A 17,104-nucleotide genomic window follows, 5' to 3' on the forward strand; every position below is an offset into this window, starting at 1 on the left:
CACCAAAGCCATGCGTCATAGGCATGGTGATTTGCCCGCACTTGGCGTAAAGAGCGTCCAAATCAGATCACCACGCGTGCGGCTGGACCATTTGCCGCCTACGCAGCTTCAGGTCGCGCGGCTCGACGTTCCGCGCCTGGACCAACCAAGGTTTATCCCGTGTCTTTTCCGACCATGAGTGCGCCGCTCGCCCGAGCTTTGGCCGAGCGCAATTACGACCGTCCGACCCCCGTTCAGCTCGCCGTACTCACGGACGAGGCCGCTGACCGCGATCTCTTGGTTTCGGCACAGACCGGCTCCGGCAAGACCCTGGCCTATGGGCTCGCCATGGCCAAGGACCTGTTGGGCGACGCCGAGCGGTTCGAGCGGGCGGGTGCACCGCTTGCCCTGATCGTGGCGCCGACCCGCGAGCTTGCCTTGCAGGTCCATCGCGAGCTGGCCTGGCTGTACGAGCATGCGAGCGGGCGCGTCGTTTCCTGCGTCGGCGGCATGGACCCCAGGCGCGAGCAGCGCGAGCTTGCGGCCGGCGCTCATATCGTCGTCGGCACGCCCGGCCGGTTGTGCGATCATTTGCGCCGCGGCCGTCTCGACATCTCGGAATTGAAGGTAGTCGTGCTCGACGAGGCCGACGAGATGCTCAATCTCGGCTTTCGCGAGGACATGGAGTTCATCCTCAAGACCACGCCGGACACGCGCCGCACCCTGATGTTCTCGGCGACGTTCCCGCGCGGCATCGTCGCGCTGGCCAAGCAGTATCAACAGCGGGCGTTCCGGATCGAGGTCGCCGGCGACGAAGGCGGTCACGCCGATATCGAGTACCGCGCGATCCGGATCGCGCCCGGTGATGCCGAGCACGCCGTCGTCAACGTGTTGCGCTTCTACGAGGCGCCGAGCGCGCTGGTATTCTGCAGCACGCGCGACGGCGTCCGGCACTTGCAGGCGGCACTGCTGGAGCGCGGCTTCTCCGTGGTCGCTTTGTCAGGCGAATTGACGCAGAACGAGCGAACCACGGCGCTGCAGTCGCTGCGCGACGGACGCTCGCGCGTCTGCGTGGCGACCGACGTCGCCGCCCGGGGCATCGATCTGCCGAGCCTCGATCTCGTCATTCATGCCGACCTGCCCAACGACGCCGAGGTCATGCAGCATCGCTCCGGCCGCACCGGCCGCGCGGGCCGCAAGGGGACGAGCGTCATGCTGGTGCCGCCCGTGCGGCGGCGGCGTGCGGAAATGCTGCTGAACGTCTCGGGCATCGACGCGGTCTGGGGGACGGCGCCGCAGCCGGATGAGATCCGCAAGCTCGATCACGAGCGCATGAAGGACGTGCTGTTCACGGAGGAGACCACCGCCGACGATCTGGCGCTGGCGCAGGCGCTATTGGCCGAGCGGTCGGCCGAGGAGATCGCCGCGTCACTCGCACGGCTCTATCGCGCGCGGCTGCCGTCGCCCGAAGACATTATGGATCCCGGCGAGCGGAGCAGCCGGCCGCGCGAGGATCGCGGCCGCAATGATACGCGCGCACCGCGCGACGATATCCGCGCATCGCGTGGCGATGATCGGCCCGAAAGGGCGCGGCCCAAAGCGGGAAAATCGTCGTCGAAACATGGCATGGCGGATGGCAGCGTCTGGTTCCGGGCCAACATCGGACGAAAAAAGAATGCGGAAGCGCGCTGGCTGTTGCCGATGATCTGCCGCCGCGGCGGCATCGACAAGAACGATATCGGCGCGATCAAGATCATGGACACCACGACCGAGTTCGAAATTTCCGAGCGGGTCGCGGAATCCTTCGCCGTGAAGATCAAGCGTCCGGACAAGGAAGACAATATCCGCCTCGAGCCGATGGCGGATGCGCCGCAGCGACAGGCGGCTTCGGAAGAGCGGCCCCACGCGCCGCGGCGCGAGATCGGCGACAGCGATCATCGTGAACGCCAGGGCGAACGCGCGCGCGAGCCGAACGGGTTCAAACCGCAAGGCAAACCTCACGGCAAGCCACACGGTAAACCGCACGAAAAGCCGTACGGCGAACGCACACCGAAATTCGACGATGCGCCTTCCTTCGCAAAGAAGAAAAAGCACAAGAACAAGCCGGGCCACGCTGAGCCCTCGGTCACGTCGTGGTCTGAGAAGCGCGCCGCCGGGAAGAAGCCGAAGACTAAAAAGAAGCATCGCGCCTGACGGCGGCCTACCGGCGTCGACGGGGAGGGGCGTTACGTCGCAGCGAGGTCGCGCAGCATGTAGGTCGCGCTGTCGCCGTAGGACGCGAGTTTCGCCCGCAGCTCCGCATCCGCGGTGACCGGCCGAAAGCCGAGACGCTGCCACAGCGGCCGCGTGGCGTAGACCGACACCAATGCGAGCGTCGCGATTCCTGATGTGCGCGCGAGCTGTTCGATCGCGATGACATAGTCGCGCGCGACGCCGCCGCGAAAGTCGGGCAGCACCGCGACGTCGTGCAAATAGAGGCAGTCCGCATCGCCGGGCAATTGCTCGAGGAAGCCGTCGAGCGGCGGAATCCGGTGCTGCATCCAGGGATGCGCCAGACCGTAGCCGACGATCCCGTCGTCCGCGACGATCACGCGGCAGCCATAGGGATAGAGCCGCATCTTTTCCGCAAGCACCTCGGGGCGTTCAGGCAGATCGGGATGGATTTGCGCTGCGATCTTGCTGATCGCCGGCAGATCGGAGGCGCGGGCGGGACGCCAATGCGGCTTGCTCATGTCGATCCGTCGTTCCGTCTCAATCGTCCCAGTTTATTCCGATGCGACGATGCGCGCAGCGAAAATATCTTTGCCGCCGTCTCAGGAATACGACGGCTCGCGCGGCGTCCTACCCATGCAAGCCCATTGCATGACAGGAGAGACCATGACGACATCCTCGATCCGCCTCGCGCTCACGCTCGCAATATCGCTGGCGCTGGTTCCCGCTGCTTTTGCGGCACCGCCGACCAAGACCGGCAAAACCGACAAGGGCAACGTGCTCACCGACGCCAAGGGCATGTCGCTCTATATTTTCGACAAGGATGCTGACGGCAAGTCGGCCTGCAATGGTCCGTGTGCGACCAACTGGCCGGTGCTGAAAGCCGAGGCGAGCGATGCCGCCGCCGACGGCTACACCGTCATCACGCGCGACGACGGCTCGAAGCAGTGGGCCTACAAGGGCAAGCCGCTCTACACCTTTGCCAAGGACACCAAGCCCGGCGACGTCACGGGCGACGGCTTTCTGAACGGCGCCTGGCATCTGGCGATGCCGTGAGCAGGGTGCACTCCTAGCGCAGCCCCTCATACACCATCAGCCCGCGTGCGATCTGCAGCTTGCGGATCGCGCGCGGCAGCAGTTTTTCCGGCTGGTGCAGATAGCGCCAGGAGGTGAGGGCGAACGGACCCAGCGCGCCGCATTCGTCGTCGAACGGCGCGAGCACGCCTGTCACGCTCACCGGTGTATGCGGGCGGGCGTTGAACGGCAGCAGCAGCAGCTCGAGATAGGCCTTGCTGCCGTCCTCGCGCGCGGCGGTGACGCCGGCGATTGCCCCGAGGCTCTCGTCGGCGACGATGGTCGTGATCTCCTCGATCTCGCGGCGGCTAGCCTCGTTGAACAGCGCCGCAAAGCTTGAGTCCTTGAGGTCGCATCCTGCGAGCGCGCAGACGCGCGTGCCGGCGACGCGGAACGGAAAGCCGAGATGGGGCTCGCAGGACAGCACGAAGATGTCACCGAGCAGGCCGCGCACGGCGGCCGGATCGATATCGGCCCGGTCAGGGGCCCGCGCGGTGCCCCGCTTGGTGTCCCAATATGCGAAGAACTCGCGGCTCGACGGATGTTTCATGGCTGAACGCTTACCCCGGGGCGCAACCTCGCGGGACAAACCTGTCCCGCTTCAGTGCAGCCGCGATCCCTGTGTTGTTGTGCAGGAGGGGCTTTGCAGCGTCCATGCCGCAGCGGCATTTTCGGTGCTCCTGGCGCTGCCTTTGCGTCGTTAACGTTAAATTAACTATGCGCTTTCCGTGCACCGCCCCGCTGCTATGGTGATCGCGGTCGCAAGCCTCGCCGCTTTTCTCCAGGTTCTCGGCGAGGCCTGTACACAGGCGTCAAACAGTTTGGTCACCGGCCGCGGGGAGGGGTGGGGATACTCCCGCCTCTCTGGGTACCGGAAGTCCGACACGGATAGGCAGGGCTTTCCCAGGGCCCTGCCTTTTCCTTTTGTGCACTTGCGCAGCGCGGGCAAAGGCGACTATCTCCAAGGCCTGTCGTGAAGCCTGTCGCTCCGATCGCGCCTGAAAGCGAAGCCGCCCTTGGAATTCCCGCCAAATTCTCCGCCGCAAGATCCTTCGTCGCAAGATGCTTCGCTGGGGGTGCCGGCCGTCGTTGAGGAGGCTCCGCGCGAGCCGATCCTGACGCTGCCGTTCGCGCTGACCGCCTATATCCTCCTGCTCGCGGTGATCCATCTGCGGGTGCTGCTGCCGCCGGAGCTCGAGAACTGGACCATCGACGTCTTCGGCTTCATCCCCAAGCGCTACGATTCCTCGCTGCTCAATCTGGAGATCCCCGGCGGAGCCGGCGCCAAGGTCTGGACCTTCGTCACCTATTCGCTGCTGCACGCCAATCTCACCCATCTCGGCTTCAACGTGCTGTGGCTGTTGCCGTTCGGCAGCGCGCTGGCGCGGCGCTTTGGCGCCATCAGGTTCTTTCTGTTCCTCGCGGTGACGGCGGCGGCCGGCGCGCTCGCCCATCTCGTCACCCATGAGCACGCGGTGGCGCCGATGATCGGCGCCTCGGCCTCGGTGTCCGGCGCGATGGCGGCGGCGATCCGCTTCGCCTTCGTTCGCGGCAGCTTCCTGTCGTTCAGCCGATCGGATGCCGATACCGCCGCAAGAGTTCCGGCGCTGCCGCTGTCGCGCGCGTTGCGCGACGGGCGGGTGCTCGGTTTTCTTGCGGTGTGGTTCGGCGTCAACATCGTCTTCGGAGTCGGCGCGATTGGCGTCGACAGCGAGACCACGAGCGTCGCCTGGCAGGCGCATATCGGCGGCTTCCTTGCCGGCCTGTTGCTGTTCGCGCTGTTCGATCCGGTGCCGCGCGTGCGAAGTGATGCTGCGGATGCGTCATCACGGGACATTTCAGACCGCATTTGAAGCGGCGCTTGCGGCGCCGCCCGAATTCATCCATCATTCCCGAGAACAATGTTCCGAAGCGACAGGCCGCTAGCGGCGATGCTTCGCAAAGCGCCTGAGCGTGAACCGGCGCTGAAACTGTTAGTTGAAGACTCGAAGAACAAGTCCGGACCGCGAACAGCGGACGGTTGCGATTCAGGGAGGCGACAATGACGGTACGTTCGATTCTCAACACCAAGGGCCACCAGATCATGAGCGTCGAGCCCGACGCCAAGCTGGCTGCCGCGGTCAAACTGCTCGCCGACAAGAAGATCGGCGCGGTGCTGGTGATGAACCAGAGCCGGCTGGAAGGCATCCTGTCGGAGCGCGACATCGTCCGGGTGATCGGCGAGCGCGGCGCCGGCGCGCTGGAGGAGCCGGTCTCGCAGGTCATGACCCGCAAGGTGGTCACCTGCAAGGAGACCGACACGGTCGCCGAGCTCATGGAGATGATGACCACCGGCAAGTTCCGCCATCTGCCCGTGGTCGACAACGGCAAGGTGGTCGGCCTGATCTCGATCGGCGACATCGTCAAGCGTCGGGTGCAGGAATACGAGGCCGAGCAGGAAGCTCTGCGCGACTACATCAAGACTGCCTGATCAGTAGACCGCCTGATCAGGCCTGCTGGTCGGCTTTGGGCGCGGCGCCCTCGGGCGCGGGCGCCAGTTCGTGGATTGCCTCCTGGATGGACTCCAGCGCACGCTCGGCTGCGCGGGTGCCCAGCGCAATGAGGTCCTCGGAGCGGTGGAAATCGAACCAGCCGAATTGGCCGATCCGCGGTGTGATCAGCATGTCGGGCGGATCGCCGGCGAGGCGGGCCCGGGTGATACGGTCCTGCATGATGTTGAAAGCGTCGACCATCACCGAGGAGAGGCCGGGCCGGGCGCTGCCGCCGCCGAAGAACTCGCGCTTCACCGTCTTCTCAGGCGAGAAGAATCTCGGGAAGCGCCGCTTTGACGCCGGCTCTTCGGTCGCGGGGATCACCGGTTCAGGCATCGCGCCGTGCGAATAGACCGTCGTCGAATAGGTGAAGATGTCGCTGGAAAGATTTGCGGCGATGACGATTTCCGCGCCGAGCGCGCGGGCGGCCGAGACCGGCACCGGGTTCACCAATGCGCCGTCGACCAGCCAGCGATCGCCGATCAGGACCGGAGAGAAGATGCCGGGCAGCGCGTAGGAGGCGCGCATCGCGTCGACTACGCGGCCGCGCGTCAGCCAGATCTCGTGGCCGGTGCGGACCTCGGTCGCGACGGCGGCGAACTTGACTGGGAGATCCTCGATCTGGCTCTGGCCGCAGGCAGCCTCGAGCCGGGTCGCCAGCTTCTCGCCGCCGATCAGGCCAGAGCCGTTGAGGCGGATGTCGAGATAGCCGAGGATGTTGCGCATGCCTTGCAGGCTGCGGCCCCATTCTTCCAGCGTATCGAGCCGGCCGGCTGCATAGAGGCCGCCGACCACTGCGCCGATCGAGGTGCCGACTACGACGTCAGGCACGATTCCGTTGGCGAGCAGGGTCCTGATAATGCCGATATGAGCGAAGCCGCGCGCCGCGCCGCCGCCGAGGGCAAGGCCGATGACCGGCCGGCGGATGCTGCCCAGGCCGACTTTCTCGCCGACCTTATCGCTGTTCGAACCCCGACCCTTCAATATGTCCAGCACCGAAACTCTCCTACGCCGGGACCCGCCGTCAGACTAGGCACCGCACTCGCGCTCCGCCAGAACCGGGCCGAAGCATGGTTTATGCCGGTTTGGGAAGCGCGCGGGGCAGGAGTATGGCGAGGGACGGGTGCCCCTGGGGTAATCACGCAGGCGTCAGCCGGGTTCCAAAGAACCGTATTGGCCGTATTTCTCAGGGGTCCAGAGGCTTGAATTTGCCGCGTTTTCGGTGAAAAGCAGGTGGCATGACTCTCGGGGGTGACGGCATCATCGGATGGCGGCGCAGCGCATCGCTGCTGCCGGTGCTGGTCCTTGCTGCCTTCCTCTATACTCTTGGCCAAAATGCTGCGCAGGCGCAGCTTTTCTCCGATCGTCCGCCGCCGGTGCCGCCCGCGTCGGTGCCCGATCCCGGCGGTGCCGTCAGCCTGGCGCCGCCCTCCGGCCCGGGTGCCGGACCGCCGAGCCTGCCGCCGACCCTGTTGCAGCCGACCACGCCCAGCATGCCGCCGCCCGCAGTCACGACTGTGCCATCCGCCCCGCCGCTCAACGCGGCGGTGCCCGGACAGGGCGTGCTGTCGCTGACCGCGAAATACGGCAAGGACACCCCGCCGATCACCAGCGGCTTGGTCTGGCGCGTGTTTGCCGATCGTCCCGACGAGAACGGCACCTTCAAGCTGATTCGCGAAGATCGTAATGCCACGCCAAACATCGTGTTGCCGCCCGGCAATTACGTCGTGCATGTCGCCTTTGGCCTCGTCAGCGCTGTGCGCACTGTCAGCCTGAAAGCCGAGACCGATCGGGAATCCTTCGTGCTGCCCGCCGGCGGCTTGCGCATCGAGGGCCGCGTCGGCACCAGCCGCATTCCGCAGAACCAGATCTCGTTCGCGATCTACAAGGGCAGCCAGTTCGAATCCGGCGAGCGCGCCTCCCTGGTGCCGAACGTCGCCGCCGGCGACGTCGTGCTGCTGCCGGAGGGCACCTACTACATCATCTCGAATTACGGCGACGCCAATTCGGTGGTGCGCTCGGACATCCGCGTTCAGGCCAGCAAGCTCACCGACGTCACCATCACCCACCGCGCTGCCGTCATTACGCTCAAGCTCGTCAGCGACAGGGGCGGCGAGGCGCTCGCCAACACCGCCTGGTCGGTGCTGACCCCGGGCGGCGACGTCATCAAGGAATCGATCGGCGCCTTTCCGCGCGTCGTGCTCTCCGAAGGCGAATACCGCGCCATCGCCAAGAACGAGGGCAAGGTCTACGAGCGCGGCTTCAATGTCGTCAACGGCGTCGACGGCGAAGTCGAGGTCGTCGCGCGGTAGTGCTTGAGCGGTGATGCCGCATGCGGCCCGACGCTGGTCTTCGTGCCTGGTGAACACTTCTCATTCAGCGCATGGATTCCCATATCTTATTACCGCCAGTCCCGTGTGCGAAAGCAGATGTTTTCCGCTGCTCCGCTGTTGCGATTGTTGGCGTTTCGATTTGAACAGCTCTGGCAGCGCTACCAAGCAGGACCGATCAACACCGGCACCGGCGGCTTATTCCAGCGGCGCCGCGACTTCCTCACAGCCGGTGCAAGATACCTATTTCCGATAATCAATTTTATTCGCTTTCCATCCTGCCGCGTTATATGTCGGACATCACTCCAACGGGGGAGGCCGGAGCAGGCTCGTGCGTCTGCGAGACCGGCAAGGAGCAGGGGACCAAGCTCGTCGGCATGTTCGAAGTGATCCTCACCAGGCGTAAGCGGTTCGGCTGGCGGTGGCAGGTGTGCGACCAATCCGGCAAGAAATTTGCCGATGGCTTCGAGCGCACTCGGCCGTCCGCCAAATATCATGGCGAGCGCGCATTGTTCTTTCTGTTGTCGCAGGCCCCGCTGCGCAACCGCTTGGCGACGTCCAGCGAGGACTAGTCGCGACTGCGCGTGCGGGTCTCCGCCGCCCCGCCTTGCGCCTCATCCATCGGGGGGACGGGACTTCTCTGCGAGCGCCGTCAGATATCCACGACGAGCTTGCCCTGCGTCGCGTGATCGCGGATCAGCGCATAGGCGTCATCGACACTCTCCAGCGTGAAGTGCCGCGCATCCAGCAGCGGCAAGAGCTTGCCCGCCTCAACCAGGCGAGTGGCCTCCGCCATGATCTCTCCGTGATGCGCGCGGCCTTCGCCTGACAGCAGTGGCAGCAGCGTGAACACGCCGGAATAGGTGGCGGCGCGGAACGAGAGCGGCGCAAGCCCATGCGTACCCCATCCGAGCGCGCTCACGACATGACCGAAGCGGCGTACGGCTTCGAAGGAGGCGTCGAGGACCTTACCGCCGACGGTGTCGTAGACGACGTCGAAGCCGCGGCCGCCCGTATGCTCTGCAACATAAGTCGCGATGGCGGTGTCACGGTCGATGAAGGTTGCGCCAAAACCTTCGATGGTGGCGCGCTGCGATGCCGAGCCGGTCGCGAACACATCTGCTCCGAACGCGCGCGCGATCTGGATCGCGATGTGGCCGACGCCGCCTGCGCCGCCATGGATCAACACCTTCTGGCCGGCCTTCAGCGCCGCGCGGTCAATCAGTCCTTCCCAGGACGTGATGAAGATGAGGGGCAGGGCGGCTGCCTCCCGCATGCTGAGATTGGCAGGCTTCAATGCCAGCAGGTCGGCGTCGACAGCGGCGAATTCCGCGAGCGATCCCTGTACACCGCCGACGCCTCCCGTCATGCCATAGACCTCGTCGCCCGGCTTGAACCGCGAGATGTCATGTCCGGTCTGCTCGATCACGCCGGCGAGATCCAGTCCGAGAATCGCAGGCAGCGGATGGCGTGCATGCGCCGCGGCACCGGCATGGATCTTGGTGTCGAGCGGATTGACCCCGCTCGCGCGGATTCGCACCAGCACCTCGCGTGGGCCGATCTCGGGCGTGGAGATCGTTGAGAGGCGCTGGCGCGCGTTGTGGGACTCCAGGACGGCCGCGCGCATGGTCGATAGTCTCGTCATGATCGTCTTGCTCCGTTGGTGGCCCCAATATGCTCATGAATTTTTGCATGGGAAGGAATGAGAATGTACGATGTCCGTGCGTTTTTGTATGAGGGAGGCTTCCGGTGGACTGGGGTGATCTGCGCATCTTCCTGGCGATTGCGCGCGAAGGCACTCTCGGCGCGGCCGCGCGCAAGATCGGCCAGACCCAGCCGACGATGGGACGGCGACTTCGCGCGCTCGAACAGTCGCTCGGGCAAACGCTGTTCCAGCGTACGGCGGATGGTTTCGTGCTGACCGACGAGGGAACGGCTGTGCTGCGCCATGCCGAGCGGATCGAAGAGGAGGCGCTCGCCTTGGAGCGGCGTGCGTCCGGTGCGGAGACGCAGCTCGATGGCTTGCTGCGTCTGTCGTCGTCGGACTGGTTCGGCACGGTAATACTCTCGCCGGTGATTGCCGCTTTTGGCAAGCGCCATCCCAAGGTGACCGTCGAGCTTCTGACCGATGCGCGCCTCTATAGCCTGCCGCGCCGCGAGGCTGATCTCGTCTTCCGCATCAAACCGTTTAGCGAGCCTGAAGTGATCTCCCGAAAGCTGCTCCACATTCCCTACGCACTCTACGGCAAGAAAGGCAGCAAGCCGCCACGCGCGGGCGACGGAAGCGGTGTCCGCGTTGTGACGATGAATACCGAATTCGCCGACATGCCCGATGCCCTGTGGCTGAACTGCACGCTGCCGAATATGGAAATCGCCTCGCGCAGCAACAACAGGCAGGCGCAGGCGGAGCTTTGCGCGAGCGGCGGCGGGCTCGCGGTGCTGCCGCGCCCGCTCGGCGACCGCGACCGCCGGCTGGTCGCGCTCGACATCGGCGCGACGCCACCCGGCCGCGACACTTTTGTGGGTTATCATCGCGATCTCAAGCGCCTCACCCGCCTGCGCGCGCTGCTCGATCTCGTGATCGAGCGATTGGCAGGGTGATGGCTCCTGACACGCTGCCGTAGCCCGGGTGAGCGAAGCGATACCCGGGACAGCCCGTGGTAGGAATCCCGGATATCGCTTCGCTCATCCTGGCTACAAGACCTTGCGTTGCCCGACGGGCAAAACACCCCAACGGTCGGTCAACACGCGGCACCAAAAATATTCCACTTTACCGAAATTCGGAAACGGCGTATGTGTCGCCGCAACCCGGCCCAAGGAAGAGGGGCGTATCGCGATCGTCACGAACGCGGGTCGGGCGGCGGTGGACGTTAGTCGCATCGGCGCGATCGGCTTCGCAGGTCGGGCAACCGTGAGTGAAGGCCTCGCGCACACGACCGGTGTGATCGGCGTACGGCAAAATCGTGTGGTCCTGACGCCCGGGGTCTGTGCGTCAAGCGTTGCGGTGATGTGGGTTGCCCGACCGGGCATACGCATCAGTCATCCGTAAGGCGACGGGGGCAATAGTGCATCGCTCCCCGGGGAGAGCACGACATAAGCCGTAAAGCCACTGCGCAGGGAAGGCCGGTTGTTTTGGCTTCACCTGTATGCCGCTGTGCAATCTTTGTTACGACAATCTCGCACAGTGGACCGCGGGTGCCAGCCGGCACCCGGTCTTCCCTGCGCCCTCTTTCATTTGAGGGCTAGGCGACGAGCAAAGCTCGGGCGAAATTCGCCGCGAGAGGGCGAAGGTGTGTCTGCCACTCGGAATGCGAATCGAAGCGCGAGGCTGCCAGCCACTCACTCCGTCATTGCGAGCGCAGCGAAGCAATCCAGGCTGCCGCCGCGGAAAGACTCTGGATTGCTTCGCTGCGCTCGCAATGACGAGGATGATGGGAGTATACGCCGCCGAGATCGCAAAGCTGCTCGCCGATTTCGGCGAGCGAGATTCACGGACGGCGTAACTCGGACGGATAGCAGTCGTAGACCAGCGCCTTGAAGGCCGGCGTGATGCGGCTGCGCTCGTTCTGGGTCTGCTGCATCAGCAGGTAGACCATGTCGAGCTTGGGATCGACGCCGAAATAGGTGCCGCTGCCACTGTCCCATTTCAACTCGCCGAGCGAGCCCGGCGGCGGCGGTTTGGCGTTGCCGGGATCGGTCCGCACCGCGAGGCCATAGCCATAGCCGAAGCCGTCGCCCGGAAAATAGAAGTAATCGCGTCCGACGCCCGAGCCCGGCCCGACGTGATCGGTCGTCATGGCCTTGAAGGCAGCGGGGCTCAGATAGCGCTTGCCGTCGAACTCGCCGCCATTGAGCAGCATCTGCGCGAATCGCTGGTAGTCGGTGATGGTCGAGAGCAGCCCGCCGCCGCCGGACTGCCATTCGGGGTGATCGAGGCGCTCGCGCTCGGCGGCGAGCAGGATGTTGTCGTTCGGCAGCGGCCGCGCCATCCGCGCAAGCTCGTCCTCGGTCGCCAGCGCGAACTTGGTGCTGCTCATGCCGAGCGGATCGAAGATGCGCTGCTTGAGGAATTCGTACAGCGTCTGGCCCGAGATGATCTCGATGACGCTGCCGAGGACGTCAGTGGAATGACCGTAGCGCCACAGCGTTCCCGGTTGCCGTGCCAGCGGCAGCCTTGCGATGCGTTGGGCGAATTCCCTGTTGTTGAATTGACCTTCGAAGATATTGGCGGCCTTGTAGGCCTGCTCGACCCATTTGCCGCCGATGTAGTCGTAGCTGATGCCGGAGGTGTGCCGCAGCAGATCCTCGATGTTGACGGGACGGACCGGGGCCACGAGATCCAGATGCAACGTGCCGTCGGGATTGGTGACCTCGAGGCCCACCTTGGTGTCGGCGAAGAGAGGAACGTATTTCGAGACGGGGTCGGTGAGCGCGAGCTTGCCCTCGTCGATCAGCACCATCGCGCCAAGGCAGGTGATCGGCTTGGTCATCGAGTGGATGGCGAAGATCGTATCGGGCGTCATCGCGAGACCGGTCCTGGTGTCGCGCACGCCAATAGTCTTCAGATAGACCGGCTTGCCGTGCTGCTGGACCAGCACCACGGCGCCGGGCAGCCGGCCATTCGTCACCTCGTTGTCGAAATACGCTGTGATGCGGTCGAGCCCGTCGGACGACGGCGCGGGGACGTCGGCGGCGCGGCTTCGCGCCATCGTGCCGGCCAGCAGCGCGGCTCCGACCAGAAATTCACGACGCTTCATCCGGGCTTCCTCCCTCGCCGGGATCAAAGCCGCAAGACGTCGAAGGCGTCAACACGCCTTCGATTAAAATCGCGTCACGATTTCAGAAAGGACCGGTCGCGGACGGTCTTCGCTCGGCCTGGTCGGCTTGCCGATATGGACGAAGCCCGCGAGCTTCTCGTCCGGCTTGAGGCCGAGGCCATCCAGCACGTCGCGATCGAACGCGAACCAGCCGGTCAGCCAGCAGGCGCCGTAGCCGAGCGCCGCCGCGGCCGTGACGATGTTCATAACGCTGGCCCCGGCCGACAATTCCTGCTCGAAGGCCGGCACCTTCGGATGCGGTTTGGTGAAGCTGACGATGCCGATCACCAGCGGCGCATCCGTGAGGCGTTTGCGCTCGGTCTCGACGTCGGCCGCCGGCGCGCCGGGATTCTTCCGGGCAAACACCTTCGCGATCACCTCGCCGGCGCGCTGGCGCGCATCGCCCTCGAAGATGATGAAGCGCCAGGGCGCGAGCTTGCCATGGTCGGGCACGCGCGCACCGATGGTGAGGATCGTCTCGAGCTCGGCCGGGGAGGGGCCAGGTCCGGACATCTCGCGCGGCTTGATCGAGCGGCGGGTCTTCAGGAGTTCGATGGCGTCGGGCACTGCGGTTTCCTCTTCGGCTGGTCGTCGGGCGTGCCATGCCGAGATAAGCATGCACGCCCGCAACCGAAAGCGAGTTTAGACCGATTTCAGATGTCAGGCCGCGCCGCGCGCCCGCCGGATATCCGGCGGGGTCGCTTCGCCGACGAGAGCGGCAAGCGCCTCCCTCGTCGGCATCACGTTCTGCCCGTCGCTGCCAAGCCGGCGGATCGAGACCGACTGCGTCTCGGCCTCTTTCTTGCCGACCACGAGCAGTGCCGGAATCTTGGCCAGCGAATGCTCGCGGACCTTGTAGTTGATCTTTTCGTTGCGCAGGTCGATCTCGGCCCGAAGTCCCGCACGCCGGACCTGCTCCAGCACCTGCTTGGCATACTCGTCGGCTTCCGACGTGATGGTGGTGACCACCACCTGGACCGGCGACAGCCAGAGTGGGAAGTTGCCGGCATAGTGCTCGATCAGGATGCCGATGAAGCGCTCCATCGAACCGCAGATCGCGCGGTGCACCATCACCGGCGGCTTCTTGCTGCTGTCGTGGTCGATGTAGAACGCGCCGAACCGTTCCGGCAGGTTGAAGTCGACCTGCGTGGTGCCGCACTGCCAGTCGCGGCCGATGGCGTCGCGCAACACATATTCGAACTTCGGCCCGTAGAAGGCGCCTTCGCCCGGATTGATCTCGGTCTTGATGTGATTGTTCTGCGACTGGATCTCGCGCAGCACCGTCGCCATCACGCGTTCGGCGTGATCCCACATCGCGTCGGTGCCGACGCGTTTCTCCGGCCGTGTCGACAGCTTCACGGTGAGATCGCCGGTGAAGCCGAAATCGGCATAGGTCGACAGGATCAGCTCGTTGATCTTCAGGCATTCGTCGGCGAGCTGATCCTCCATGCAGAAGATGTGCGCGTCATCCTGGGTGAAGCCGCGCACGCGCATCAAGCCGTGCATCGCGCCGGACGGCTCGTAGCGGTGCACCACGCCGAACTCGGCGAGCCGCAGCGGCAGGTCGCGGTAGCTCTTCAGGCCATGCTTGAAGATCTGCACGTGGCCTGGGCAGTTCATCGGCTTCAGCGCGAACCAGCGCTTGTCTTCGGCCTCCTCGCCGGCCGACTGCGCCGCGAACATGTTCTCGCGGTACCAGCCCCAATGGCCCGAGGTCTCCCACAGCGACTTGTCGAGGATCTGGGGGGCGTTGACCTCGCTATAGTCACCGGCCAGGCGGCGTCGCATATAGGCGATCAGCTGCTGGAAGATGGTCCAGCCCTTGGCGTGCCAGAACACGACGCCCGGACCTTCCTCCTGGAAGTGGAAGAGGTCGAGTTCGCGCCCGAGCTTGCGATGGTCGCGCTTTTCCGCTTCCTCGATCTGCTTCAGATAAGCGTCGAGGTCCTCCTGCTTGGCGAATGCCGTGCCGTAGATGCGGGTCAGCATCGGGTTGTTGCTGTCGCCGCGCCAATAGGCGCCGGCCACCTTCATCAGCTTGAAGGCGTTGCCGACCTTACCGGTCGATGTCATGTGCGGGCCGCGGCAGAGATCGAACCAGTCGCCCTGGTAATAGATCTTGATCGGCTCGTTGCCGGGAATGGCATCGACCAGCTCGACCTTGAACGCCTCGCCCTTGTCGCGGAACACCTGTTTTGTCTTTTCGCGATCCCAAACCTCCTTAGTAAAAGGCTTGTCGCGCGCGATGAGCTCGCGCATCTTCTTCTCGATCGCGGCAAAGTCTTCCGGCGTGAACGGCTCGTTGCGGAAGAAATCGTAATAGAAGCCGTTCTCGATCACGGGGCCGATGGTTACCTGCGTGCCCGGCCACAGCGTCTGCACGGCTTCGGCCAGCACGTGGGCGCAGTCATGGCGGATCAGCTCGAGCGCGCGCGGATCGTCCCGGTTGATCAGCTCGATCCTGGCATCGGCTTCGATGGGATCGTCGAGGTCGGAGACCACGCCGTCGAGCGCCATCGCGACCGTACGCTTGGCCAGCGACGGCGAAATGCCCTTGGCGAGTTCGAGGCCGGTGATGCTCTTGGCGTATTCGCGCCGGGCGCCGTCGGGGAAGGTGAGCGTGATTTTTTCCGGTGGGGTCACGGGTCTCAAATTGCTGAGGCTGTATTGGAAACCGGATTCGGATTTGGGCTGCTCGGACTTGGATTGGTCCTTGGATGGGTCCTTGGGCTGGTCGGTCATGGCATGTCTCCTGAGGCTCACTCCTGCGAACGAGCGCAGGTAAGCGGGAACGAGCGATATATCAGGCGAGTCGGCCTGCGCAATCCGGCATTTCCAAGAAACCGGCGCGCAAAAGCGGAGGCGCTGCACGAACTATTCCGGGCAACGCCCTTTAACTGGTCGCAAGGCGGCTCTACATGCGTTTGCATGGAAAATGCACGCGCCGGCCGTTTCGCGCCAACCGCCCTGATGCTCGGCAATCTCGTCACCGGCTGCTCAGTACTGGCGCCGGCGGGCATGCTGCCGGAATTGGCGACGGGGCTCGACGTCAGCATCCATGCGGCCGCGCTCCTGATCACCTTCGGGGCTGTCATCCTCTGCATCGGCTCGCCGCTGACGGCCTGGCTCACCAGCCGGATCGAGCGCCGGGCGTTACTCACCACGACGCTGGCGGTGCTCGCTTTTGGCAATCTCGCTTCGGCCTTTGCGCCCGACTATGCGAGCCTCCTCGTCACCCGCCTGGTGATGCTCGCGGTCGGCGCGCTCTACACGCCGCAGGCCGCCGGTACGGCGGCGTTGATCGTGCCGGTGGAGCGTCGCGGCAGCACGATTGCCTACATCTTCCTCGGCTGGTCGCTCGCTGCCGCCGTCGGCCTGCCGCTGATCACCTTCATCGCCAGCCGCTATGGCTGGCGCGCGGCCTATGGCGGAATCGGCGCGCTCGGTTGCGTCAGCTTCCTGCTGTTGCTGATGCGGCTGCCGGGGGGCTTGAAGGGGACGCCGGTGGATCTCAACACCTGGAGCGCGGTCGGTCGCAACGGGACGATCCTGCTTCTGCTTGCGATCACGATGTTGCAGATGTCCGGGCAATTCGTGGTGTTCACCTTCATGGGGCCGCTGCTCAACAAGCTGACCGGCGCAGGGCCCGATGCGATCGGCCTGGTGTTCGCTCTCTATGGCGTCTGCGGCTTCCTCGGCGTTGTCATCGCGACCCGCATCGTCGACACCTCGGGACCCTATCGCACCTCGCTGCTGTTCACCTGCCTGCTGCTTGCAGGAATCACGGGCTGGGCACTCGGCGCCGGCACGCTCGCGTTGATGGCGGGTGCGGTCGCGATCTGGGGCCTCGGTTTTGCCTCGACCAATTCGATGCAGCAGGTGCGGCTGGTCTCGGCTGCACCGTCGCTGGCATCGGCGACCGTCGCACTCAACACCTCCGTCCTTTATATCGGCCAGGCGGTCGGCTCTGCCGTCGGCGGACTGCTGTTCGCCCGCGAGCTCCTGCATACGCTCAGCTTCGTCGCAGTCGGTTTCGTGGTGGTGGCGCTGATCCTGGTCGTCCTGACCCGGCCCCGGCCGGCAACAGCCGCCCCGGCCTGAACGGAAGCGTGCCTGTGTGCGCAAGGTGCTTGGCAAACCGCGCGCCGGGAGGCTAGAAGGC

At 64.9% G+C, this 17,104-nt stretch carries 15 protein-coding genes; 8 read left to right on the top strand and 7 right to left on the bottom strand.

Going from position 1 to position 17,104, the window contains the following annotated elements:
- The first annotated feature begins 174 nt into the window (after nucleotides 1–174).
- Nucleotides 175–2,172, top strand: coding sequence for a DEAD/DEAH box helicase (locus tag ACIPUD_RS19080; protein ID WP_446481367.1), 1,998 nt, complete (start codon nucleotides 175–177; stop codon nucleotides 2,170–2,172).
- A 32-nt stretch (nucleotides 2,173–2,204) separates the two neighbouring features.
- Here the strand turns inward: ACIPUD_RS19080 and ACIPUD_RS19085 are convergent, their stop codons facing one another.
- Complete coding sequence (locus ACIPUD_RS19085) at nucleotides 2,205–2,711, bottom strand: GNAT family N-acetyltransferase (protein WP_085361733.1); 507 nt, start codon at nucleotides 2,709–2,711, stop codon at nucleotides 2,205–2,207.
- Nucleotides 2,712–2,856: 145 nt separating this feature from the next.
- Between ACIPUD_RS19085 and ACIPUD_RS19090 the strand changes: the two genes are divergently transcribed.
- Nucleotides 2,857–3,246, top strand: a complete 390-nt coding sequence (locus ACIPUD_RS19090) for a COG4315 family predicted lipoprotein (RefSeq protein ID WP_446481318.1) — start codon at nucleotides 2,857–2,859, stop codon at nucleotides 3,244–3,246.
- 13 nt (nucleotides 3,247–3,259) lie between these two features.
- Here ACIPUD_RS19090 and ACIPUD_RS19095 read toward each other — a convergent pair whose 3' ends face one another.
- Complete coding sequence (locus ACIPUD_RS19095; RefSeq protein WP_446481319.1) at nucleotides 3,260–3,814, bottom strand: PAS domain-containing protein; 555 nt, start codon at nucleotides 3,812–3,814, stop codon at nucleotides 3,260–3,262.
- A 526-nt stretch (nucleotides 3,815–4,340) separates the two neighbouring features.
- Between ACIPUD_RS19095 and ACIPUD_RS19100 the strand changes: the two genes are divergently transcribed.
- Nucleotides 4,341–5,117: a rhomboid family intramembrane serine protease gene (locus ACIPUD_RS19100; protein ID WP_018455359.1), complete on the top strand. Its 777-nt coding sequence runs from the start codon at nucleotides 4,341–4,343 to the stop codon at nucleotides 5,115–5,117.
- Between the two features lie 188 nt (nucleotides 5,118–5,305).
- Nucleotides 5,306–5,734: a CBS domain-containing protein gene (locus ACIPUD_RS19105; RefSeq protein WP_085351136.1), complete on the top strand. Its 429-nt coding sequence runs from the start codon at nucleotides 5,306–5,308 to the stop codon at nucleotides 5,732–5,734.
- 16 nt (nucleotides 5,735–5,750) lie between these two features.
- Here ACIPUD_RS19105 and ACIPUD_RS19110 read toward each other — a convergent pair whose 3' ends face one another.
- Nucleotides 5,751–6,791 (bottom strand): patatin-like phospholipase family protein, encoded by a 1,041-nt coding sequence (locus ACIPUD_RS19110; protein WP_085361736.1) that lies wholly within the window; start codon nucleotides 6,789–6,791, stop codon nucleotides 5,751–5,753.
- Between the two features lie 242 nt (nucleotides 6,792–7,033).
- Between ACIPUD_RS19110 and ACIPUD_RS19115 the strand changes: the two genes are divergently transcribed.
- Nucleotides 7,034–8,107, top strand: coding sequence for a hypothetical protein (locus tag ACIPUD_RS19115; protein WP_446481320.1), 1,074 nt, complete (start codon nucleotides 7,034–7,036; stop codon nucleotides 8,105–8,107).
- Nucleotides 8,108–8,415: 308 nt separating this feature from the next.
- A complete protein-coding gene (locus tag ACIPUD_RS19120; RefSeq protein WP_446481321.1) occupies nucleotides 8,416–8,697 on the top strand; it encodes a hypothetical protein in 282 nt (93 codons plus the stop codon).
- Between the two features lie 80 nt (nucleotides 8,698–8,777).
- Here the strand turns inward: ACIPUD_RS19120 and ACIPUD_RS19125 are convergent, their stop codons facing one another.
- Nucleotides 8,778–9,770, bottom strand: coding sequence for a zinc-dependent alcohol dehydrogenase family protein (locus tag ACIPUD_RS19125; RefSeq protein ID WP_446481322.1), 993 nt, complete (start codon nucleotides 9,768–9,770; stop codon nucleotides 8,778–8,780).
- A gap of 104 nt (nucleotides 9,771–9,874) precedes the next feature.
- Between ACIPUD_RS19125 and ACIPUD_RS19130 the strand changes: the two genes are divergently transcribed.
- Entirely contained in the window at nucleotides 9,875–10,726 is an 852-nt protein-coding gene (locus tag ACIPUD_RS19130; protein ID WP_446481323.1) for a LysR family transcriptional regulator, read from the top strand.
- A gap of 887 nt (nucleotides 10,727–11,613) precedes the next feature.
- Here ACIPUD_RS19130 and ACIPUD_RS19135 read toward each other — a convergent pair.
- The 3 genes from ACIPUD_RS19135 to thrS all read right to left on the bottom strand — a co-directional run bounded on the left by ACIPUD_RS19135 (nucleotide 11,614) and on the right by thrS (nucleotide 15,684).
- Complete coding sequence (locus ACIPUD_RS19135) at nucleotides 11,614–12,882, bottom strand: serine hydrolase domain-containing protein (protein WP_446481324.1); 1,269 nt, start codon at nucleotides 12,880–12,882, stop codon at nucleotides 11,614–11,616.
- A 63-nt stretch (nucleotides 12,883–12,945) separates the two neighbouring features.
- Nucleotides 12,946–13,509: a nitroreductase family protein gene (locus ACIPUD_RS19140; RefSeq protein WP_446481325.1), complete on the bottom strand. Its 564-nt coding sequence runs from the start codon at nucleotides 13,507–13,509 to the stop codon at nucleotides 12,946–12,948.
- Between the two features lie 93 nt (nucleotides 13,510–13,602).
- Nucleotides 13,603–15,684: a threonine--tRNA ligase gene (gene thrS / locus ACIPUD_RS19145; RefSeq protein ID WP_446481326.1), complete on the bottom strand. Its 2,082-nt coding sequence runs from the start codon at nucleotides 15,682–15,684 to the stop codon at nucleotides 13,603–13,605.
- 186 nt (nucleotides 15,685–15,870) lie between these two features.
- On the opposite strand from thrS, the gene ACIPUD_RS19150 reads away from it, so the two are divergent.
- Nucleotides 15,871–17,043 carry an MFS transporter gene (locus ACIPUD_RS19150; RefSeq protein WP_446481327.1) on the top strand — a complete coding sequence of 391 codons (1,173 nt, stop codon included), beginning with the start codon at nucleotides 15,871–15,873 and terminating at the stop codon, nucleotides 17,041–17,043.
- Nucleotides 17,044–17,104: the final 61 nt, after the last annotated feature.

The sequence above is a fragment of the Bradyrhizobium sp. CAR08 genome (assembly GCF_052871955.1).